General features: G+C 70.3%; 17 protein-coding genes and 1 tRNA gene. 10 read left to right on the top strand and 8 right to left on the bottom strand.

Translation table 11 applies throughout. The features are described from left to right. Window positions 1-6: 6 nt before the first annotated feature. The 3 genes from IEY91_RS34330 to IEY91_RS34320 all read left to right on the top strand — a co-directional run bounded on the left by IEY91_RS34330 (window position 7) and on the right by IEY91_RS34320 (window position 2780). A complete protein-coding gene (locus IEY91_RS34330; RefSeq protein WP_189176972.1) occupies window positions 7-1443 on the top strand; it encodes a purine-cytosine permease family protein in 1437 nt (478 codons plus the stop codon). Between the two features lie 103 nt (window positions 1444-1546). Then, entirely contained in the window at window positions 1547-2263 is a 717-nt protein-coding gene (locus IEY91_RS34325) for a carbonic anhydrase (RefSeq protein ID WP_164324197.1), read from the top strand. Between the two features lie 85 nt (window positions 2264-2348). Beyond that, window positions 2349-2780: a hypothetical protein gene (locus tag IEY91_RS34320; protein WP_189176971.1), complete on the top strand. Its 432-nt coding sequence runs from the start codon at window positions 2349-2351 to the stop codon at window positions 2778-2780. A 407-nt stretch (window positions 2781-3187) separates the two neighbouring features. Here IEY91_RS34320 and IEY91_RS34315 read toward each other — a convergent pair whose 3' ends face one another. Next, on the bottom strand, window positions 3188-4597 hold the full coding sequence (locus IEY91_RS34315) for a cystathionine beta-synthase (protein WP_164324193.1): 1410 nt from the start codon (window positions 4595-4597) through the stop codon (window positions 3188-3190). A gap of 319 nt (window positions 4598-4916) precedes the next feature. Here IEY91_RS34315 and IEY91_RS34310 point away from each other — a divergent pair, with 319 nt between their 5' ends. The 3 genes from IEY91_RS34310 to IEY91_RS34300 all read left to right on the top strand — a co-directional run bounded on the left by IEY91_RS34310 (window position 4917) and on the right by IEY91_RS34300 (window position 8669). Next, window positions 4917-5915, top strand: coding sequence for an SGNH/GDSL hydrolase family protein (locus IEY91_RS34310; RefSeq protein ID WP_164328468.1), 999 nt, complete (start codon window positions 4917-4919; stop codon window positions 5913-5915). 368 nt (window positions 5916-6283) lie between these two features. Then, a complete protein-coding gene (locus IEY91_RS34305; protein WP_164324191.1) occupies window positions 6284-7504 on the top strand; it encodes an acetyl-CoA C-acetyltransferase in 1221 nt (406 codons plus the stop codon). Window positions 7505-7814: 310 nt separating this feature from the next. Next, window positions 7815-8669, top strand: coding sequence for a hypothetical protein (locus IEY91_RS34300; protein WP_189176970.1), 855 nt, complete (start codon window positions 7815-7817; stop codon window positions 8667-8669). Between the two features lie 44 nt (window positions 8670-8713). Here IEY91_RS34300 and IEY91_RS34295 read toward each other — a convergent pair whose 3' ends face one another. After that, window positions 8714-9025 (bottom strand): hypothetical protein, encoded by a 312-nt coding sequence (locus IEY91_RS34295; RefSeq protein WP_164324189.1) that lies wholly within the window; start codon window positions 9023-9025, stop codon window positions 8714-8716. A 101-nt stretch (window positions 9026-9126) separates the two neighbouring features. Between IEY91_RS34295 and IEY91_RS34290 the strand changes: the two genes are divergently transcribed. Continuing rightward, window positions 9127-9357, top strand: coding sequence for a DUF4287 domain-containing protein (locus IEY91_RS34290; protein ID WP_016643352.1), 231 nt, complete (start codon window positions 9127-9129; stop codon window positions 9355-9357). A gap of 125 nt (window positions 9358-9482) precedes the next feature. Here IEY91_RS34290 and IEY91_RS34285 read toward each other — a convergent pair whose 3' ends face one another. Together IEY91_RS34285 and IEY91_RS34280 are read right to left on the bottom strand one after the other, a co-directional pair. Continuing rightward, window positions 9483-10403 carry a Bax inhibitor-1/YccA family protein gene (locus IEY91_RS34285; RefSeq protein ID WP_164324187.1) on the bottom strand — a complete coding sequence of 307 codons (921 nt, stop codon included), beginning with the start codon at window positions 10401-10403 and terminating at the stop codon, window positions 9483-9485. A gap of 157 nt (window positions 10404-10560) precedes the next feature. Next, window positions 10561-11736: a 4-hydroxybenzoate 3-monooxygenase gene (locus tag IEY91_RS34280; RefSeq protein ID WP_189176969.1), complete on the bottom strand. Its 1176-nt coding sequence runs from the start codon at window positions 11734-11736 to the stop codon at window positions 10561-10563. 170 nt (window positions 11737-11906) lie between these two features. Between IEY91_RS34280 and IEY91_RS34275 the strand changes: the two genes are divergently transcribed. Beyond that, window positions 11907-12704, top strand: a complete 798-nt coding sequence (locus IEY91_RS34275; protein WP_164324183.1) for a VOC family protein — start codon at window positions 11907-11909, stop codon at window positions 12702-12704. A gap of 138 nt (window positions 12705-12842) precedes the next feature. Here the strand turns inward: IEY91_RS34275 and IEY91_RS34270 are convergent. Further along, a tRNA-Leu gene (locus tag IEY91_RS34270) sits at window positions 12843-12926 on the bottom strand. 423 nt (window positions 12927-13349) lie between these two features. Between IEY91_RS34270 and IEY91_RS34265 the strand changes: the two genes are divergently transcribed. Further along, window positions 13350-14123 carry an ABC transporter ATP-binding protein gene (locus tag IEY91_RS34265; RefSeq protein WP_164324181.1) on the top strand — a complete coding sequence of 258 codons (774 nt, stop codon included), beginning with the start codon at window positions 13350-13352 and terminating at the stop codon, window positions 14121-14123. A 133-nt stretch (window positions 14124-14256) separates the two neighbouring features. Next, window positions 14257-16776, top strand: coding sequence for an ABC transporter permease (locus tag IEY91_RS34260; RefSeq protein WP_164324179.1), 2520 nt, complete (start codon window positions 14257-14259; stop codon window positions 16774-16776). Between the two features lie 138 nt (window positions 16777-16914). Here IEY91_RS34260 and IEY91_RS34255 read toward each other — a convergent pair whose 3' ends face one another. The 3 genes from IEY91_RS34255 to IEY91_RS34245 all read right to left on the bottom strand — a co-directional run bounded on the left by IEY91_RS34255 (window position 16915) and on the right by IEY91_RS34245 (window position 21301). Then, window positions 16915-18216: an SAM-dependent methyltransferase gene (locus IEY91_RS34255; RefSeq protein WP_164324177.1), complete on the bottom strand. Its 1302-nt coding sequence runs from the start codon at window positions 18214-18216 to the stop codon at window positions 16915-16917. 229 nt (window positions 18217-18445) lie between these two features. Beyond that, window positions 18446-19852, bottom strand: coding sequence for an NAD(P)/FAD-dependent oxidoreductase (locus IEY91_RS34250; RefSeq protein WP_164324175.1), 1407 nt, complete (start codon window positions 19850-19852; stop codon window positions 18446-18448). Window positions 19853-20308: 456 nt separating this feature from the next. Beyond that, window positions 20309-21301 carry a Ppx/GppA phosphatase family protein gene (locus IEY91_RS34245; protein ID WP_164324173.1) on the bottom strand — a complete coding sequence of 331 codons (993 nt, stop codon included), beginning with the start codon at window positions 21299-21301 and terminating at the stop codon, window positions 20309-20311. Between the last annotated feature and the right edge of the window lie 22 nt (window positions 21302-21323).

The following is a 21323-nucleotide window of genomic DNA, read 5'->3' as shown; positions in this document are numbered from 1 at the left end:
CACGGCATGGCAGAGTCACTGGTGGAGCGCCGCTCCATCGACGTAGTCCCCGACGCGGAACGGCACGGCACCGCGTTCAGCCAGTTCACGCTCTGGCTGGGCGCCAACCTCCAGATCACGGCGGTCGTCACGGGCGCGCTCGCGGTCGTGTTCGGCGGCGACGTGGTGTGGTCGATCGTCGGCCTGGTGCTCGGCAACGTCCTCGGCGGCGCGGTGATGGCCCTCCACTCGGCGCAGGGCCCCAAGCTGGGCCTGCCCCAAATGATCCACTCCCGGGCGCAGTTCGGGGTGCGCGGCGCCGTCGTACCGCTCCTGCTCGTCATCCTCATGTACGTCGGCTTCTTCGCGAGCGGCAGTGTGCTCGCGGGCCAGGCCACCGCCGAGCTGACGCACACCGACGACACCACCGGAATCGTGCTGTTCGCCGCGGTCACGGCGGTGACGGCCGCGGTCGGCTACCGAGTCATCCACGCGCTCGGCCGCGTGGCCAGCGTCATCTGCGCCCTCGCCTTCATCTACCTCGGCGTCCGCCTCCTGGACCGCGTCGACCTCTCGTCGCTCCTCTCCGACGCCCACTTCGACCTGCCGATGTTCCTGCTCGCGGTCTCCCTCTCCGCGTCCTGGCAGCTCGCCTTCGGTCCGTACGTCGCGGACTACTCGCGCTATCTGCCGCGTACGACGTCGGGGCGGGCCACGTTCTGGTGGACGCTGTCGGGCTCCGCGCTGGGCGCGCAGTGGTCGATGACGTTCGGGGTGCTCGTCGCGGCGAGCGCGGGCGGGGCGTTCATGAGCAACCAGGTGGAGTACGTCGTCGGGCTCGGCGGCACCGGTCTGATCGCGTCGTTCCTCTACTTCGTGATCGCGCTCGGCAAGCTGACCATCAACGTGCTCAACACCTACGGCGGGTTCATGTCGATGGTGACGAGCGTCAGCGGCTTCCGCGGCCAGAAGACCCTCTCCCCGCGCGGGCGTGCGGCGTACATCGCGCTCATCATGATCGCGGGCACGACGGTCGCGCTGCTCGGCAAGGACAGCTTCCTGACCTCCTTCAAGGACTTCCTGCTCTTCCTCCTGACCTTCTTCACGCCGTGGTCGGCGATCAACCTCGTCGACTACTACCTGATCTCCAAGGAGCGGTACGACATCCCGGCGCTCTCCGACCCCCACGGCCGCTACGGCGCGTGGCGCTGGGACGCGCTCACGGTGTACGGGATCGGACTCCTCGCCCAACTCCCGTTCCTGGTCACGCACTTCTACACCGGGCCGCTCGTGGATTCGCTCGGCGGTGCGGACATCTCCTGGATCGTGGGCCTTGCGGTGCCGGCGCTGCTGTACTGGGGGGTGGCGCGGCGGAACACGGCACATATCCCGGAGCAGACTCTGTACGGAGTGGAGGAGCCGGGGTCGGAGCCGGTTCAAGAACCGGTATCGGGCAGGCCATGATCCGTCGCCGGATCAACAAAGGCTGGATAAACGCTCCCTGAGGTGTGGGGCGACGTCCCTACGGTGAACCGCCCGTAAGAGCGGCCCACCCGGAGGATCCGTCATGCCCACCACAGCCCCGCGCAGACCTCTCTCGTCTCCCGCCAACCGCAGAGCGTTCCTGACGGCCACGGCCGCCACCGTGCTCACGTCCGCCACCGCCGTGGCCTCCGCGGCGCCCGCCACCACCCGCCCCGCGGCGGCCGCCCGCCCCACCACCGGCGAGGCGGCCCTCGCCACCCTCCTCGAAGGGAACCGCCGCTGGGCGAAGATCCGCTCCCAGCACCCGCACGAGGACCGGGCGCGCCGGATCGAAGTCGCCCACGAACAGCACCCGTTCGCCGTCGTCCTGTCCTGCGTCGACTCGCGGGTGCCGCCGGAGCTGGTCTTCGACCAGGGCCTCGGCGATCTGCTGTGCATACGTACGGCGGGCGAGGTCCTGGACGAGGCGGTGCTCGGGTCGATCCAGTACGGGGTCGCCGAGCTGCACATACCGCTGGTCCTCGTCCTCGGGCACGAGCGGTGCGGGGCCGTCGCGGCGACGATAGAGCAGCTGAGGACCGGCAAGGAGGTGCCCGGACACATCGCGCGCCTGGTCGAGGGGATCGGTCCTTCGGCGTGGGCCTGCCGCGACGAGCCGGGCGACTGGGTCGACCACACGGTGGCGGCGCATGCCGAGCGCATGCGGGACGCGCTGCGCGCGGACGTGGCGTTCCGGCCCGCCACCGTGGTGGCCGCCCGCTACGACCTCGACTCCGGGCGGGTGCGCGTACTGCGCTGACCTGGGCGGCTCGGGTCTGGCCCAGTCCGGAAAGGGGGGCTAGCCCCACTGTCAGGGGCGCGGGCGGCTGCGTACCGTATGGGTTATGGAAGCCCCTCGTGACGCCGAACTCAAAAAGGAACTCAACGCCGCCTTGCACGCGCGCAAGGACCTCGGCGAGGAGTACGAGTCCGCTCTGGTCGACTCCTTCCTGGAGAAGGTCGAGAAGCGGCTCGACGGCACGATCGACCGTCGGATGCGTCGGCACATGGCCGAGCAGCAGATGGTCGTCGCGCGTGGGGCGCGCAACCCCGGGAACGGGGTGGATTCCTGGGGCGAACGCTTCGGCTTCGGCGTGGTCTCCCTCATCCTCGCCATCCCGCTCTCCGCGATCGGCGTGGTGAACGCGGGGCTTTCCGGCCTGTTCGTCACCTGGTTCGGCATCGTCGGCGTGAACGCCGTCCACGCCGCCCGGGGCACCGGCCTCTTCTCCCTCCTCCGCCCCCGCACCACCCGCAAGCCCGACTGGGACGACTAAGCGCTCCGCTGGATGTGCCGCGGCCTCGTCCGGGACCGCTCAGGGGGCTCCGCCCCTCTCCCCCGCTTTCGGGCCTCCGGCCCTCGTCCTCAAACGCCGGACGGGCTCTTTCCCCCACCCACCCGCAAGTGGGTACGGAATAGCCCGTCCGGCGTTTGGGCGTGCGTAGCGCGGGGACCGCCGCACCCCCGGGCGGACCCGGAGGGCGGGACGACGGCGGTCCCCGCGAAGGACGCGGGCCGGGTCAGGACCGGGCAGCGCGTCCAAGGCGCCGCTGGAGGTCCGGGAGCCGCTCCGGAAGTCCTGACGCCGACACCCCCCAAGGTGCCGTACGCGTGTTAAGCGGGTGCTGCGCGGACGTGTCGCCTTCGTACCACTTCCGCGAAGTTCCCCCACCCGACAGCCGGTTACCGCCCCGCGGGCGGGTTCCCACCCTGCTGCTCGGCCAGGAAGGCGAGCAGGTCCTGCCGGCTGACGACCCCGGTGGGCTTGCCCTCGACGAGGACGATCGCCGCGTCGGCGGTGCCGAGGACCGACATCAGGTCGGCGACGGGCTCCCCGGAGCCGACCTGCGGCAGCGGGTCGGACATGTGCTTCTCAAGGGGATCGTGCAGCGAGGCCCGCTGCGCGAACAGCGCGTCGAGCAGCTCGCGCTCGACGACGGACCCGATGACCTCGGCGGCCATCACGTCCGGGTGGCCGGCGCCGGGCTTGACGATCGGCATCTGCGAGACGCCGTACTCACGAAGGACGTCGATGGCCTCCCCGACGGTCTCCTCGGGGTGCATGTGGACGAGGGAGGGCAGCTCCCCGCCCTCCTTGCGGCGCAGCACGTCGCCGACGCGGGGCTGGTCGCCGGCCTCCTCCAGGAAGCCGTAGTCGTTCATCCACTCGTCGCTGAAGATCTTGCTCATGTAGCCGCGCCCGCTGTCGGGGAGCAGCACGACCACGACGTCGTCCGGACCGAGGCCCTCCGCGACGCGCAGCGCGGCGACGACCGCCATGCCGCAGGAGCCGCCGACGAGCAGCCCCTCCTCCTTGGCGAGCCGCCGGGTCATCTGGAAGGAGTCCTTGTCCGAGACCGCGACGATGTCGTCCGTCACGTTCCGGTCGTAGGCCGTCGGCCAGAAGTCCTCACCGACGCCCTCGACGAGGTAGGGCCGCCCGGACCCGCCCGAGTACACGGACCCCTCGGGGTCGGCCCCGACGACCTTGACCTTCCCGCCGGAGACCTCCTTCAGATATCCGCCGGTGCCCGAGATCGTGCCGCCGGTGCCGATGCCGGTCACGAAGTGGGTGATCTTCCCCTCGGTCTGCTCCCACAGCTCGGGGCCGGTGGAGTGATAGTGCGAGAGGGGGTTGTTGGGGTTGGAGTACTGGTCCGGCTTCCACGCGTCGGGGATCTCCCGTACGAGGCGGTCGGAGACGTTGTAGTACGAGTCCGGGTGCTCGGGGTCGACGGCGGTCGGGCAGACGACCACCTCGGCGCCGTACGCGCGCAGCACATTGATCTTGTCGGTGCTGACCTTGTCCGGGCACACGAAGACGCACTTGTAGCCCTTCTGCTGGGCCACGATGGCGAGGCCGACGCCCGTGTTGCCGCTCGTCGGCTCGACGATGGTGCCGCCGGGGCGCAGCTCCCCACTGGCCTCGGCGGCCTCGATCATGCGCAGCGCGATGCGGTCCTTCACGGAACCGCCGGGGTTGAAGTACTCGACCTTGGCGAGGACCGTGGCCTTCAGGCCCTTGGTCACGTTGTTGAGCCGCACCAGCGGGGTGTTGCCGACGAGACTGATCATCGAGTCGTGGAAATGCACCGTTGTCTCCGTTTTTCCGGGGTGTCCGGGCCGCAGCGCCTTGGATGTACTGGTTGTCCCGCGAAGGGACGCCGTACGAGGTATATGGGTGCCGTCAGACTACGGCGCCATCTCGCCGGTTCACCTACCGATGCGATTGGCCGCCCTGCCTGACGGGGCAATGAGTGGGTGTACGGGGCGTACGGCCGGGTGTGCGGCGGTTGTGCGGCTCCGGACGATTTGCTGGCACGACTTGTCGGCATGACCCGCCGGCCGGACTTGTCGGCGCGACTTGTCGGTACGACTTTGCTGAGGTGACCACGGGGTGTCGAGGGCGAGGGTGGCGCGGCGGATCGCCGCGGGTGCGGCGTACGGCGGCGGAGGCATCGGGCTGCTCGGCGCGGCCACGGTCGGGCTCGTCCTCGCCGAGGTGCAGCTGGCCAAGCGGTCGGTGGGCAACGGCGGGTACGGGGCGCCGCCGCGGGCGCGCGGGCGCTACGGGGCGGCGTTCGCCGAGCGCGCCGACTGCCACGAGCCGCTGCGGTTCGCCATGCTCGGCGACTCCACGGCGGCGGGGCAGGGCGTGCGGCGGGCCCAGCAGACGCCGGCGGCGCTGCTCGCGTCCGGGCTCGCGGCGGTGGCGGAGCGGCCGGTGGACGTGCGGGTGGTGGCGCAGCCGGGGGCGCAGTCCGACGACCTGGAACGACAGGTGTCGCTGGTCCTGTCCGACGAGACGGGCTGGGTGCCCGACGTGTGCGTGGTGATGATCGGGGCGAACGACGTCACGCACCGGATGCCGCCGACGCGATCCGTGCGGCTACTCTCCGCCGCCGTGCGCAGGCTGCGCACGGCCGGGGCGGAGGTGGTGGTGGGGACGTGTCCCGACCTCGGCACCATCGAGCCCGTCTACCAGCCGCTGCGGTGGCTGGCCCGCCGGGTCTCGCGGCAGCTGGCCGCCGCGCAGACGATCGGGGTGGTCGAGCAGGGCGGTCGTACGGTGTCGCTCGGCGATCTCCTGGGCCCCGAATTCTTGGCGAACCCGCGCGAGCTGTTCGGCCCGGACAACTACCACCCCTCGGCGGAGGGGTACGCCACCGCGGCGATGGCGGTCCTGCCCACGCTGTGCGCGGCGCTCGGCCTGTGGCCGGAGGAGGAGCGGCCCGACGTGTCCCGCCGCGAGGGCTTCCTGCCCGTGGCGCGGGCGGCGGCCCAGGCGGCCGCGGAGGGCGGCACAGAGGTCACCGGCGCCATGCCCACGGGCCCCCGCGGCCCCTGGGCCCTCCTCAAGCGCAGGCGCCGCCGCCGCATCCAGACCCCGGACCCGTCCCCGATCCCGTAGGCCTGGGGGCTCCGCCCCCAGACCCCCGCTCCTCAAAACGCCGGAGGGGCTATATCCCACCCACCCGCCCCAACTTGCACGACTGCACGCAGCCGGCACTACCAGCCCGTCCGGCGCTTGAGGACGAGCCGCGAAGCGGCGACAGCGGGGGTCCAGGGGGCGGCAGCCCCCTGCCCGCGGCGGAGCCGCTAATTGATGCAGCGGGAAGGGGCGGGCCTGGGGCGCACCGCGAGGCCCACCCCCTGAGCGCTCGCTTAGAAATGCGGCCGGGGTCACACCCCCCACCCGATGCCCCACACCCCTACGGGCAGGTAACTTCCCAGTGAGCCCTGCCCTGTTAAGGGCGCCCCCGCCAGTAGGAGCCCGTGATGCCCGAAGCCGTGATCGTCTCCGCAGCCCGCTCCCCCATCGGCCGCGCCTTCAAGGGATCCCTGAAGGACCTGCGGCCGGACGACCTGACCGCCACGATCATCCAGACCGCCCTGGCCAAGGTCCCCGCGCTCGACCCGCGGGACATCGACGACCTGATGCTCGGCTGCGGCCTGCCCGGCGGCGAGCAGGGTCACAACCTGGGCCGGATCGTGGCCGTACAGATGGGGATGGACCACCTCCCGGGCTGCACCATCACCCGCTACTGCTCCTCCTCGCTGCAGACCTCCCGCATGGCCCTGCACGCCATCAAGGCGGGCGAGGGCGACGTCTTCATCTCGGCCGGCGTGGAGATGGTCTCGCGGTCCGTGAAGGGCACCAGCGACGGCCAGCCCGACACCCACAACCCGCTGTTCGCCGACGCGGAGGCCCGCACCGCGGCCGTCGCCCAGGAGACCGGCACGAACTGGCACGACCCGCGCGAGGACGGCCTCGTCCCCGACGCGTACATCGCGATGGGCCAGACCGCCGAGAACCTCGCCCGCCTGAAGGGCGTCACCCGCCAGGACATGGACGAGTTCGGCGTCCGGTCCCAGAACCTCGCCGAGGAAGCCCTCAAGAACGGCTTCTGGGAGCGCGAGATCACCCCGGTGACGCTCCCCGACGGCACGGTCGTCAGCAAGGACGACGGGCCGCGCGCGGGCGTCACGCTGGAGGGCGTGGCGGGCCTCAAGCCCGTGTTCCGCCCCGACGGCCTGGTCACGGCGGGCAACTGCTGTCCGCTGAACGACGGCGCCGCCGCCCTGGTGATCATGAGCGACACCAAGGCCCGCGACCTCGGCCTGACCCCGCTGGCGCGCATCGTGTCCACCGGCGTCTCCGGCCTCTCCCCCGAGATCATGGGCCTCGGCCCGGTCGAGGCCAGCAAGCAGGCACTCAAGCGCGCCGGGCTCGGCGTCGGCGACATCGACCTGGTCGAGATCAACGAGGCCTTCGCCGCCCAGGTGATCCCCTCCTACCGCGACCTGGGCATCCCGCTGGAGAAGCTGAACGTCAACGGCGGCGCGATCGCCGTCGGCCACCCCTTCGGCATGACCGGCGCCCGCATCACCGGCACGCTGATCAACAGCCTCCAGTTCCACGACAAGCAGTTCGGCCTGGAGACCATGTGCGTCGGCGGCGGCCAGGGCATGGCGATGGTCATCGAGCGTCTGAGCTGACAGAGTCGGCACCGGGATCGCCGGAGCGACGCCCTGAAGCGGCCGCTCCGGCACCCTCCGTGGCCGCTCGTCTCACTGGTCGGGATCCTGCGGCAACTTCCGCCCCTCCACACATTCGTGACCCAATCTCCCTCAGGATGTGACCAATCTCCCGAGGAAGATGCATTTGCCCAGGTCAGCATGGATGCACGGATAAACACCAGGTCGAAAGTCCTGTCCATTTCGTGACGTAATGCACTGACAGCAGGATGGTGCAGGCTTCAAGCTGATGTAGGAAGTCGGGGGTCGACTTGAAACCGGGAGTACGTCAGTGAGCGCCTTGCACCTTGCCTTGCTGCTGTCCGCGGCCGCTGCCACGGCCGTGGGCGTCGCCGCCCTGCACTCCGTGCGGGGCCTGCGGCAGCAGATCACCGAGCTGCGCACCGAGCTGGCAGAGAGCCGCGGCGCGGCCGCCGGGCGCGCCTCCGTGCCCGCCGCCCGTACCGCGGTGGACACCGAGGAGATACGCGCGGCCGTCGCCGACGCCCTCGCCGAGGAGCGCGAGCGCGAGCTGGCCGAGGCGCGCGCGTTCTGGGCCGCCCAGGAAGCGCGCGACATCGCGGACACCCCCTCGCTCCTGAGCGGGCTGCCCGAGTCCATCGCGGACGAGCTGTTCCTGCCGCGCCAGGCCGACCTCGCGGGCCTGGAGTCCGAGAGCCTGGAGCCGGTCGTCGAGCCCTTCGCCGACCCGGCCGCCGCCGCGGACGAGTTCGCGGGCGGCACCTCCCTGGACGGCGTCCTCGGCGGCGAATCGCCCGAGCTGGCCGCGGCCCGCCGCCGCCACCCCTCGCACCCCGACTTCGTGCCGGTGCAGACCCCGGCGCACGGCGACCACGAGCGCACCGTGGCCTGCCTCGAAGAGCTGGCCGACGCCCGCACGGCGCTCGCCGACGTCCGCCCTGGCCCCCTCGGCACCCTGGACGTCTACGTCTTCACCGACGGCACGACGCTCTGCATGACCCCGGGCCACCGCGAGACCGCGGAACTGCTCGCCGCCGCCCTGCGCGACGGCCAGGCCCCGGTCCTGCTCGGCGGCTCCGGCGTCTCGGGCGCGTACGCGCTCACGTTCGCGTGCGGTACGGAGAACGTCTACATCCTCGCGGACCGCGTCATCGCGTCGGTCTGATCCGCCCCCCGACGGCCGCGTACGGCCGTCGGCTCACCCGGCGCTCACACCCCGGCGCGCCCCACAGCCTCCTCCACCAGACGGACCGCTTCCGCGAGTTCGCTCTCCTCGTGGAGTACGAGCGCCAAGTCCCGCCCCGCGACGGTGACCTGGTCGGCGGCCGCGAACATGCCCGCGTCGGGCATCACCCGCGGCTCGGCGAGCGGCGATTCCCGCAGCTGGGCGCGCGCCGCCAACTCCCGGGCGAGATCCAGCGCCTCGGCCGCGGCGCCGCGCTGGAGGCGGGACTGCGGCGCGGCCCGCAGCCGGTCCGCGAATCGGTCAACTGCCGTGATCAAAGGCGTCGTATCGAGCACTGTGCGACCCTACGCGCCGAGCCGGGACTGTTGCCAATACCCGAACGCTCAGGCACGGTGGCGTGAAGGACGGACCACATCGAACGCGTCCGGAGGCGCCGATGTCCCAAGTCTTCTCCGAGGAGACCCACCGCAATCTGCTCGCGCGAATCCCTCACTGCACAGGTCGTGAAGTCTCCGACTGGCTCCGCACCGTCGACGAGGGCCCCTCGCTCTTCCGCTTCGAGGAAAAGGTGAGCTGGCTCCGCGGCGAACACAACCTCGCGTACGGCCACGCCAAGGCGATCATCCACGAGTACGACCTGCGTCGTGCCGCGCGCAAGTACTTCTGACCCCGACCCTCGTTCCCCCGACCTCCGTTCCCCCGACAACGACGAAGGGCCCGCGGAATCAATTCCGCGGGCCCTTCGGCCGTTCGTCGTGTCGCTCAGGGCGTCAGCCGTCCCGGGGACGGCCGTCAGTCGTTGCCCTGCAGGATCGCAATGAGCCGCAGGAACTCCATGTAGATCCACACCAGCGTCATCGTGAGGCCGAAGGCGGCGAGCCAGGCCTCCTCGCGCGGGGCGCCGTACGCGATGCCGTCCTCGACCTGCTTGAAGTCCAGGGCCAGGAAGCACGCGCCGAGCAGGATGCCGATGATGCCGAACATGATGCCGAGGCCACCGCTGCGGAAGCCGAGGCCGTCACCGCCGCCGAACACGGCGAACAGCAGGTTCACCGCCATCAGCAGGATGAAGCCGAGGGCCGCCGCCATCACGAAGCCGTAGAAACGGCGGTTCACGCGGATCCAGCCGGCCTTGTACGCCACGAGGACGCCGAGGAAGACGGCCATCGTGCCGAGGACGGCCTGCATGGCCGCGCCGCTCGCGATGCGGTTGTCGACGACGCTGGAGACGACGCCGAGGAAGACACCCTCCAGGGCGGCATACGTCAGGATCAGCGGCGGCGAGGCCTTGCGCTTGAAGGCCTGCACGAAGCCCAGGATCATCGCGACGAGACCGGCGCCGATCGCGATTCCGATCGACCTGCTGATGTTGGCGTCGTCGACAGGGAGCAGCGCCCAGGCGAGCGCGGCCGTGACGACGAGGACGCCGAGGGTGGTGGCCGTGCGCATGACGACGTCGTCCATCGTCATGCGGCCGGTGGTCACCGGGGTCTGCGGCGGGGCACCCTGGAGGCCCTGCTGGGGCTGGGCATAGGGATTGTTGGCGTACGGGTTGGTGGGGGCCTGCTGGCCCGCGCCCGCGTACGGATTGGGCGGGTTGGTCTGCGTTCCGACGGCAGCGGCTCCCCCGGCCTGCGGCTGCGCGTTGAAGCCCGCATAGCCGTTGTCGCGGCTGAACCCCCGTCGCGAGAAGACCGGGTTACTGCTCCTCATCTCACTCCTCCATGGCCACCGTGCGTGGCTTTGGGTTCAAGAGTAATGCGTAGGCAAAAGGAAGTGCCTAGTGCTTGGGGAGGATCTTTCCCTCTCCGTGACGGGAGAACGCTCGGGACGGAGCCCAGTGTTCCCGGCGCTCAAGTGTTCCCGGTGCTCAGTCGAGGGGGAAGCCCGTGTAGGCCTCCGCGAGGTCGGCCTCGGCCGAGCGGGTGGTGGCTATCCGGTCGAGCTGGGCGAGCTGGAGGCGGTCGTCGAAGGGGGTCGCGTCGGGGTGGCGGTGCAGCATGGCCGTCATCGCGTACGAGAACCGCTCGGCCTGCCAGACGCGGCGCAGGCAGGTCGCGGAGTACGCGTCGAGGCCCGCGGGGTCGCCGGTGGCGTGGTGGGCGACGAGGGCGCGGGCCAGGGTGACGACGTCGCCGACGGCGAGGTTGAGGCCCTTGGCGCCGGTGGGCGGCACGATGTGGGCGGCGTCACCGGTGAGGAAGAGGCGGCCGTGGCGCATGGGCTCGTGGACGTACGAGCGCATCGGCGTCACGGACGCGGCGGTGATCGGGCCGCGCCTCAGCCGCCAGCCGTCGTCCGTCCCGGTGCGGCGCTCCAGCTCGTCCCAGATGTCCCCGTGGCTCCAGTCGGCGGCGTCCGTCCCCTCCGGGACCTGGAGGTACAGCCGGGACACCGTCGGCGTCCGCTGGCTCAGCAGGGCGAAGCCGCGGTCATGGCGGGCGTAGACCAGCTCGTCGTGGGAGGGCGGGACGTCGGCGAGGACGCCGAGCCAGGCGAAGGGGTACGTACGTTCGTACGTCTGTACGAGTGCGGGCGGCACGGCCCTGCGGGACACACCCCAGAAGCCGTCACACCCCGCGACGTACGCGCACTCGACGACCCCCTCCCGCCCCTCGTGGCGATAGCGCACGCGCGGGCGGTGCGTCTCCGCGTCCTCCACGGCCAGCGCCTCCGCCCCGAACAGCAGCGGGCCGCCGCCGCTCAGGCGCAGGGCTATGAGGTCCTTGCAGACCTCGGTCTGGGCGTAGACGAGGACCGAGCGGCCGCCGGTGAGGGAGGGGAAGTCCACGCGGTGCCGACGTCGCGCGAAGCGCAGCTCGATGCCCGCGTGCGGCAGCCCCTCACGGTCCATGCGCCCGCCCGCGCCCGCAGCGCGCAGGGCGTCCGCCGTGCCCTGCTCCAAAATCCCGGCCCGCTGCCGTCGCTCCACGTAGGCGCGGTCCCGACTCTCCAGGACCACGGAATCGACGCCTGCGGCATCGAGCAGCCGGGCCAGCAGCAGGCCCGCGGGCCCCGCACCAATAATCGCCACGGTCGTACGCATCACGGGAGTGTATTTCCCACCCACCCGCCCCTCCTGGGGCTCCGCCCCAGACCCCGCTCCTCAAACGCCGGAGGGGCTGAGAATGTGCCGAGGCGGCGTTCGTGGCGCGGTTGTCAGTGGGGGCTGCCATGCTGAGGAGAGCTCAGGAAACCTCCCCGAAGGGCGGGACCATGCTTTCCACCGACTTCGTCCCCGGCGCCCCGAACTGGCTGGATCTCGGCGCCCCTGACACCGACGCCGCGGTCTCCTTCTACTCCGCCACCTTCGGCTGGCAGTTCCAGTCGGCGGGCCCCCAGGGCGGCGGGTACGGCTTCTTCGTGCAGGACGACAAGACGGTCGCAGGCCTCGGCCCCCTGACGGAGGCGGGCGCGTCCCCCGCGTGGACGCTGTACTTCCACACCCCGGACGCGGACGCCACCGCGAAGGCGGTGGAGCAGGCGGGAGGCACCGTCAGGGTCGCCCCGGACGACGTGTTCAGCTTCGGCCGCATGGGCCAGTTCACCGACCCCGCGGGCGCGGACTTCGCCGTCTGGCAGCCCGGCGACACCAAGGGCGTGGACCTGGTCAGCAAGCCCAACTCCCTGACCTGGGCCGAGCTGTACACGACGGACGCCGCCGGGGCCAAGGACTTCTACCGCGCGGTGTTCTCCTGGCAGACGGCCGACATGGACATGGGCCCGGACATGACGTACACGGTCCTGACCCCGGCGGGCGGCACCGAGGAGAACAGCCACGGCGGCCTCATGCAGCTCCCGCAGGAGAACCTGGACAGGGGCTCGCAGCCCGAGTGGCACCCGTACTTCGAGGTCGCCGACCCCGACGCCACGCTCGCCAGGGCCACCGAGGCCGGCGGCACAGTGATCATCCCGGCCGCCGACGCGGAGGGCATCGGCCGCCTTGCCATGCTGCTCGACCCCTCGGGCGCACCCTTCGCGATCATCAAGAGCGCGACGCCCGAGTCGAGTTGAGTCGAGTTGAAGCGGAGCCGACGCCGAGTTGACGGAATGTCACGTACCGGATGAACGGCACGCGCTTCCTTCAACGGGAACGGCCCGCGACCGGCTTCCCGGTCACGGGCCGTTGCCCGACGAACATGACGGCGGAGGTGCCCGGAACCGGACTTGAACCGGTACGCCCGCTAAGGGGCAGCGAGGTTTAAGCTCGCCGTGTCTGCATTCCACCATCCGGGCAGGTGCGTGGGCCCCGCAACAAGGCTTCGACCTTATCGGGAGGCATCCCCCGAACAGCGGAACGACAGCCCGACGTTGTCTTATTTTATTGACGTCTGAGGGTGCATCAGCACCTGGTACGCGCCGGTGGTACTTGCCACGGGCGCCGTCGAAGGGTGCCCGCGAGGGGGAGGGAATTGACGGAATTTAGCCGTACCTGGCCGGGCCGGGGGAAGCGCTTTCGGCGACCGCCGTCCGCGCCGTCGCGCCCCGGCGCCGCCGGGCCCGGCCTCAGGGTGCCCGTCATCCCCAGGTATGACATGGCCCCTCCGAGTCCGACCGAAGTCGCCCCCAGGAACCGGAACAGCGGCTGACTCCACGGGCCCGATCCACCGAGACGATGGAGTACGTCCCCACTCGTCGTCCCGACAGGAGCACCGTCCCGTGACCACCACCACTTCCTTCGCCGCCCGCGCCACGAGCGTCGCCGCGCGCGCCTCGGAGCTGTCCAAGGTGTACGGCCAGGGCGAGACGCAGGTCGTCGCGCTGGACCGTGTCTCCGTCGACTTCGGGCAGGGCGAGTTCACCGCGATCATGGGCCCCTCGGGCTCCGGCAAGTCCACGCTGATGCACTGCGTGGCCGGTCTGGACAGCTTCAGCAGCGGCTCCGTACGCATCGGCGAGACCGAGCTGTCCACCCTCAAGGACAAGCAGCTCACCAAGCTCCGCCGGGACAAGATCGGCTTCATCTTCCAGGCGTTCAACCTGCTGCCGACGCTGACCGCCCTGGAGAACATCACGCTTCCCATGGACATCGCGGGCCGCAAGCCGAACAAGCAGTGGCTGGAACAGGTCATCACCATGGTGGGCCTTGCCGACCGGCTCTCGCACCGGCCGACCGAGCTGTCCGGCGGCCAGCAGCAGCGCGTGGCCGTGGCCCGCGCCCTCGCCTCCCAGCCGGAGATCATCTTCGGTGACGAGCCGACCGGAAACCTGGACTCGCGGTCCGGGGCCGAGGTTCTCGGCTTCCTCCGCAATTCCGTGCGGGAGCTCGGGCAGACGGTCGTGATGGTCACGCACGACCCGGTGGCCGCGTCGTACGCCGACCGCGTGATCTTCCTCGCCGACGGGCGCATCGTCGACGAGATGCTCCGGCCGACCGCCGAGGGCGTCCTTGACCGGATGAAGGACTTCGACGCGAAGGGTCGGACGAGCTAAGGGCTCGTCTGCCAGTTCTTAATCTGCGGGTCGGCTGTGGCTGGTCGCGCCCACGCGGCGGAGCCGCAAGTAGACACCGCCCCGCGCCCCTTTGGGGCGCGCCACCTCACGCCCGACCTCAGGACTCTCTCCCATGTTCCGTACCGCCCTGCGCAACGTGCTCGCGCACAAGGCCCGGCTGTTGATGACCGTGCTCGCCGTCATGCTCGGCGTCGCGTTCGTCTCCGGCACCCTGGTCTTCACCGACACCTTCGGCTCCGCCTACAAGAACAAGTCGGCCAAGAGCTTCGACCACGTCTCGGTCGCCATCACGCCCGACGGCGGCACCCGCGACAACGACGGCCAGGAGGCCAAGCAGCCGGACCGGCTCACGGACTCGCTGCTCACCAAGGCCAAGGACCTGCCCGGCGCCCAGTCGGTGCTCGGCAGCGTCTCCGGCTTCACCGCGGTCGCCGACAAGGACGGCAAGCTCGTCGGCGGCGAGTGGGGCACCTCCGGCTCCAACTACTTCCCGGGCAAGGACGGCAAGGACCCGCGCTACGACTTCACCGAGGGCGCGGCCCCCAAGTCGGCCGGCGACATCGCCCTGGACAGCCGCACCGCCGACCGCACCGGCTACAAGGTCGGTGACACGGTCCGCTACTCCACCGACGGACCGGTGCGCACCGCCAAGGTCAGCGGCATCTTCGACACCGACGACGGCAGTGTGATCGCGGGCGGCAGCCTCGTCGTCTTCGACAACAGCACCGCGCTCAAGGTCCTCGGCAAGTCCGAGTACGACGAGATCGACGTGAAGGCCGCCGCGGGCACCTCCGAGGCCGCGCTCAAGAGCTCCGTCGAGAAGATCCTGCCCAAGGACACCGACGCCGAGACCGGCGCGTCCCTCAAGGCCGACCAGGACCGCATGATCGAGCAGAACACCAGCTCCATGAGCCAGGTGCTGCTGATCTTCGCCGGCATCGCCCTGTTCGTCGGCATCTTCATCATCGCCAACACCTTCACCATGCTGGTCGCCCAGCGCACCAAGGAACTGGCCCTGATGCGCGCCGTCGGCGCGTCCCGCCGCCAGGTCACCCGCTCCGTGCTCATCGAGGCGTTCATCGTCGGCCTGGTCGCCGCCGTCGCGGGCTTCGCGCTCGGCATCGGCGTCGCCGTGGGCCTGGAGTCCCTGATGAACGCCGGCGGCGCCTCGCTGCCCGACGGCCCCCTCGTCATCGGCCCGACTACCATCCTGACGGCGCTGCTCATCGGCGTGGTCGTGACCATGCTCGCCGCCTGGCTGCCCGGCCGCCGCGCCGCGAAGATCCCGCCGGTCGCCGCGATGAACAGCGTGCACGCCTCGCCGACGATGCGCGGCCTCGTCGTACGCAACACCATCGGCTCGCTGATCGTCGCCCTCGGCGTGGTCATGCTGTTCATGGAGGACAACTACGTGAAGTCCGGGGGCGCCGCGACGATCCTCGTCGGCGTCATCGTCCTCACGCCGCTGCTCTCGCGCCCCTTCATCGCCGCCGCGGGACCGCTCCTGAAGCCGTTCGGCGTCACCGGCAAGCTGGCCCGCCTGAACTCGGTCCGCAACCCGCGCCGCACCGCCTCCACGGCCTCGGCCCTGATGATCGGCCTGACCCTCATCACGGCGATGACCGTCGTCGCGGTCTCCATGGGCAGCGCCATCAACAAGATGGCCACGGACTCCCTGAAGGCCGACTACGCCGTCTCCATGGCCAACTTCCAGCCGCTGACCCCCAAGGTCCACGAGAAGCTGGAGAAGCTGCCCGAGGTCGAGGCCAGCTCCGCCCTGCGCACCACCTACGGCGAGGCCGACGGCAGCTACGGCCGTGTCACCGGCGTCGACCCCAAGGCCTTCGGCAAGCTCGTCGGCCTCGACTTCACCAGCGGCTCCCTCGCCGGCCTCAAGGGCAACGCCGCCCTCATCGACAAGGACCTCGCGGACGACAAGGGCCTGAAGCCCGGCGACACCGTCCCCGTGAAGTTCGACGACGACAAGACCGTCCAGCTCAAGGTCGCCGGCGTCTACAAGTCCAACGAGATGCTCGAAGGCCTGTTCACGCCCACCGCGGTCGTCGACCCGCACCTGTCGAAGATCAGCGACCAGCAGGTGCTCCTGAAGATGAAGGACGGTACGTCCGGCAAGGCCGAGGACGCCGTCGTGAAGGCGCTCGGCGACAACCCCGCCATCAAGATCCAGGACAAGGACGACATCAGCAACGAGGTCGGCGGCGCCATCAACCTGATGCTGAACATGCTCTACGGCCTGCTCGCCATGGCGATCCTCGTCGCCGTCCTCGGTGTCATCAACACGCTGGCGATGTCCGTGTTCGAGCGGAAGCACGAGATCGGGATGCTGCGGGCCATCGGGCTCGACCGGGCGAAGATCAAGCAGATGGTTCGGCTCGAGTCCGTGGTCATCTCGCTGTTCGGTGCGGTGCTCGGCGTTGGCCTGGGCCTCTTCCTCGGATGGGTCGCGGGCGACAGCATCGCCGGGACCGTGACCACGTACTCCATGGAGGTGCCCGTCGGGCGGATTGTGATCTTCCTCGGGATTGCGGCGGTTGTCGGTGTCCTTGCTGCGGTGTGGCCCGCGCGGAGCGCGGCTCGACTCAACCCGCTTCAGGCCATCAAGGCTGAGTAGTCGTACGAAGGTGTGGGGCCCCGGGGTGACAGTCACCCCGGGGCCCCGCTGCCGTATACGGGGGCTTCGCCCCCTGGCCCCCCTTTTCGCCGCTTCGCGGCTCGTCCTCAAACGCCGGACGGGCTGAAATGGCTCGCCCTAGGGCTTCCACTCCCGCGCGCGCAACGGCATCCCGGACTTCCCATCCCCCTCCGGTGTCCGTACCGCCAACACCTGATTCACCCCTATGCGGTTGCGCTCGAAAGCCAGTGCCGATGCCGCCATGTAGAGGCGCCAGATGCGGGCTCGGCCGGGGCTGGTCAAGCGGACTCCCTCGGGCCAGTTCGCCTCCAGGTTGGCCACCCAGTGGCGCAGGGTGAGGGCGTAGTGCTCGCGGATGGATTCGACGTCCCGGACCTCGAAGCCCGCGCGTTCCAGGAGGTCTACGGTGCGGCCGAGGGGGGCCAGTTCGCCGTCGGGGAAGACGTAGGCGTCGATGAACTCGTCCACCGCGTACGCGGACTCGTCGGTCTGGGGGCGGCGGGCGATCTGGTGGTTGAGGAGGCGGCCGCCGGGCTTCAGGAGGGCGTGCAGGTCGGCGGCGTACTCCAGGTACTGTTCGGCGCCGACGTGCTCGGCCATGCCGATGGAGGAGATGGCGTCGTAAGGGCCGTCGCGCACGTCGCGGTAGTCCTGGACGCGGATCTCTATGCGGTCGGTCAGGCCCTCCTGGGCGATGCGCTTCCTGGCGTACGCGGCCTGCTCCTGGGAGAGGGTGACGCCGACGACGCTCACGCCGTGCTCGCGGGCGGCGTGCACGGCCATGGAGCCCCAGCCGCAGCCGACGTCGAGGAGGCGCATGCCGGGCTTCAAGTCGAGCTTGCGGGCGATGAGTTCGAGCTTGTCGCGCTGGGCGTCCGCGAGGGTGGACTCCGGGGACTCCCAGTAGGCGCACGAGTAGACCATCGAGGGGCCGAGCACCAGCTCGTAGAAGTCGTTGCCGACGTCGTAGTGGTGGCTGATGGCCTTCTTGTCGCTGCCTCTGGTGTGCCGGTGCAGCCTGCCCGGTCTGCGCATCTCCTCGCGCGGCACGGGCGGCGGCAGGAAGGGCGCGGCGAGCGCGAACAGGGCGCGGGCCGCGGCCCGGACCTGCGGGTCGCGCAGGTTGTCGGTGAGGCTCCGCGCGTCCTCACCGCGCTCCCAGATGTACTCGGCGAGCAGATCGAGCGCCGCGTACAGATCACCGTCGACGTCGATGTCCCCGGCCACCCAGGCCCGCGCGAGCCCCAGCTCCCCCGGTTTCCACAACAGGCGGCGCAGGGCGCGGCGATGGCGTACGACGAGTGTGGGAGCGCCCGGCGGTCCCGCTTCCGATCCGTCCCAGGCACGGATTCGAACCGGCAGCTCGGCTCCCGTCAACTGCTCGGCAAGGTTCTTCAGCCGCAGCGCGGCGTCCTGCATGACGCACCTCCGTCAAGGCGATCCCGGAACGGAACGGTCCAACACCACGTAAACACCAACGGCGGGCCCGCGCAGTCCCGTTGCCTCGTTACGAATATGCAAAATACATGTAGTCGCCATCCAGCCTTGGCGTGAAACGCGCGAAGGGGCCTCCCGCACCACGGATGGCGGGAGGCCCCTTCGGGCGATGCTCGCGTGCGTCACGTACGCACGTGTGTGCCTTACGGCGTCAGGAGGCCTTGGCCTTCTCCTCGACCGGAGCGGCGGCGACCGGCTCGGCCTTCGCCGCGGCGGGCTTGGGCGCCGGCTTGGCGGCCTCGTAGAACTCCTCGCGGGGAGTCTCCATGGCGCCGAGCGAGACGACCTCGCGCTTGAGGAACATGCCGAGCGTCCAGTCCGCGAAGACACGGATCTTGCGGTTGAACGTCGGCATCGCCATGCCGTGGTACGCGCGGTGCATGTACCAGGCGAGACGGCCCTTGAGCTTGATCTTCATCTTGCCCATGACGATCATCGCGACGCCCTTGTGCAGGCCGAGACCGGCGACCGCACCCTTGTTGGCGTGGCTGTACTCCTTCTGCGGGAAGCCCCGCATGCCGGAGATCACGTTGTCGCCGAGGACCTTGGCCTGGCGAAGGGCGTGCTGGGCGTTCGGCGGGCACCAGGCGTTCTCGTTGCCGGCCTTGCGGCCGACGACGTCCGGCACCTGGGCGTTGTCGCCCGCGGCCCAGATGTAGTCGGTGCCCTGGACCTGGAGGGTCGTCTGGGTGTCCACGTGGCCGCGAGGGCCGAGCGGCAGACCGAAGCGCGCGAGGGCCGGGTTCGGCTTGACGCCGGCGGTCCACACGATGGTGTTGGAGTCGACTTCGAGGCCGTTGTTGAGGACCACGTGGCCGTCCACGCAGGAGTCCATGCCGGTCTTCAGGTAGACCTCGACGCCGCGGCCCTCGAGGTGCTCCTTGCCGTAGGCGCCGAGCTTCGGGCCGACCTCGGGGAGGATCTTGTCGGCGACGTCGACGAGCAGGAAGCGCATGTCCTCGCGCTTCACGCTCTTGTAGTACTTGGCCGCGTCGCGGGCCATGTCCTCGACCTCACCGATGGTCTCGGCACCGGCGAAGCCACCGCCGACGAAGACGAAGGTCAGCGCCTTGCGGCGGACCTCCTCGTCCGTCGTGGAGTCGGCCTTGTCCAGCTGCTCGAGCACGTGGTTGCGCAGGCCGATGGCCTCCTCGATGCCCTTCATGCCGATGCCCTGCTCGGCGAGGCCGGGGATCGGGAAGGTGCGGGAGACCGCGCCCATCGCGATGACCAGGTAGTCGAAGGGCAGCTCGTACGCCTCACCCACGAGGGGGGCGATCGAGGCGACCTTGCGGTCCTGGTCGATGGTCGTGACCCGGCCGGTGAGGACTTCCGCCTTGGGCAGCACGCGTCGCAGCGGGACGACGACGTGCCGAGGCGAAATGCTGCCGGCCGCGGCTTCGGGGAGGAAGGGCTGGTACGTCATGTACGAGCGCGGGTCGACGACCGTGACGGTCGCCTCTCCGTAGCGCATCTTCTTCAGAATGCGTCGAGCTGCGTACAGGCCTACGTACCCACCGCCTACTACGAGGATCCTGGGACGCTCCGTGGTGCTCATGCCATCGAGTATCCACCCCCTCCTCGGGGGTCGCTCGTGCGCCCCTTCACAAGCATGGGTGGGGCCTCTGCTACACTTCGCCGCCCACGTGACACAGGTCATGACGCCACAGGGGAACCACCGCATACCGCGAGTCGTTGTCAACCCCTCTTGAGCTGCCGCTCCTGGCTCCGGGACCGGGTGAACCACCCGCCCGTTCACGCCCCGGCAACACCCCGGAAGCGATCCGGGCACCCGCCCCGCGTGACCCCGGCCACCCGTCCGTGGCCCCAACTCCTCAAAACCTCGCTCAACAGGGCTGATTTCCTTGTGAAGAACTTCACGAAGTTTTCCGACGGGGCGTCGTCCGGGGGCCTCCTGGACCCTCTTTCGGCCGCTCAAGCGTCGCACGGGACGCTCAAGCGATCAATGCTCGGGCGGTCCGTCCTGAGTGCTCGGGCGGTCTTTCCTGAGTGCTCAGGCGACGGACCAGCCGATGCCGTCGAGGATGTCGTGCTCGCTGACGACGACCTCCTGGGCGCCGGTGCGGTCCATGATCGCGAGCAGGACGAGGGCGCCCGCGGCGATGACGTCGACGCGGCCGGGGTGCATCACGGGGATCGCGGCGCGTTCGGCGTGCGTGGAGCGGGTGAGCCGGTCCACGATCTCCGCCACGCGCGCGTAGGGGATGCGGGAGTGGTGGATCGCCGCCGACTCGTAGGCGTCGAGGCCCAGCGCGATGCCGGCCACCGTGGTGACCGAGCCCGCGAGGCCCACCAGGGTGCGGGCCTCGCGCAGCGGGACCGTCTGCTCCGCGAGGTCGAGCGCCGCCTCGATGTCCGCGCGGATCGCGGCGATCTGGGCCTCGGTCGGCGGGTCGGTGACGACGCCGTCGCGCACGAGGTGGCGTTCCGTCATGCGTACGCAGCCGACGTCCACGGAGCGGGCCGCGCGGACCTCGCCGTCGCCGACCACGAACTCCGTGGAGCCGCCGCCGATGTCGACCACCAGGTAGGGCGTGGGCAGTCCCTCCCGTCGCCCGCCACCACCCTTCTGCGGAAGGCGCTCCGCGCCCCTTTTGTTTTGGCCCTTGAGTTCCCGCGTCGCGCCCGTGAAGGAGAACTCGGCCTCCTGGTCGCCGGAGATGACCTCGGGTTCGACGCCGAGGATGTCGAGGACGCCGCGTACGAAGTCGTCCCGGTTCTCCGCGTCGCGGGAGGCGGAGGTCGCCACGAAGCGGACCCGCTCCGCGCCGAGTTCCTTGATGATCTCGGCGTAGGTGCGGCAGGCGGCGAAGGTGCGCTGCAGGGCCTCGGGGGCGAGGCGGCCCGTCTTGTCGACGCCCTGGCCCAGGCGGACGATCTCCATCCGGCGGTCCAGGTCGACCAGCTCACCGGTCCGCGGGTCGGCGTCCGCCACCAGCAGGCGGATGGAGTTCGTGCCGCAGTCGATGGCTGCCACGCGGGTCATCGGGGTTTCTCCTTGAGGTAGC

The sequence above is a fragment of the Streptomyces lasiicapitis genome (assembly GCF_014646335.1).
GTDB classification, from domain to species: Bacteria; Actinomycetota; Actinomycetes; order Streptomycetales; family Streptomycetaceae; genus Streptomyces; species Streptomyces lasiicapitis.
This window is presented reverse-complemented; position numbering and strand designations above follow the sequence as displayed.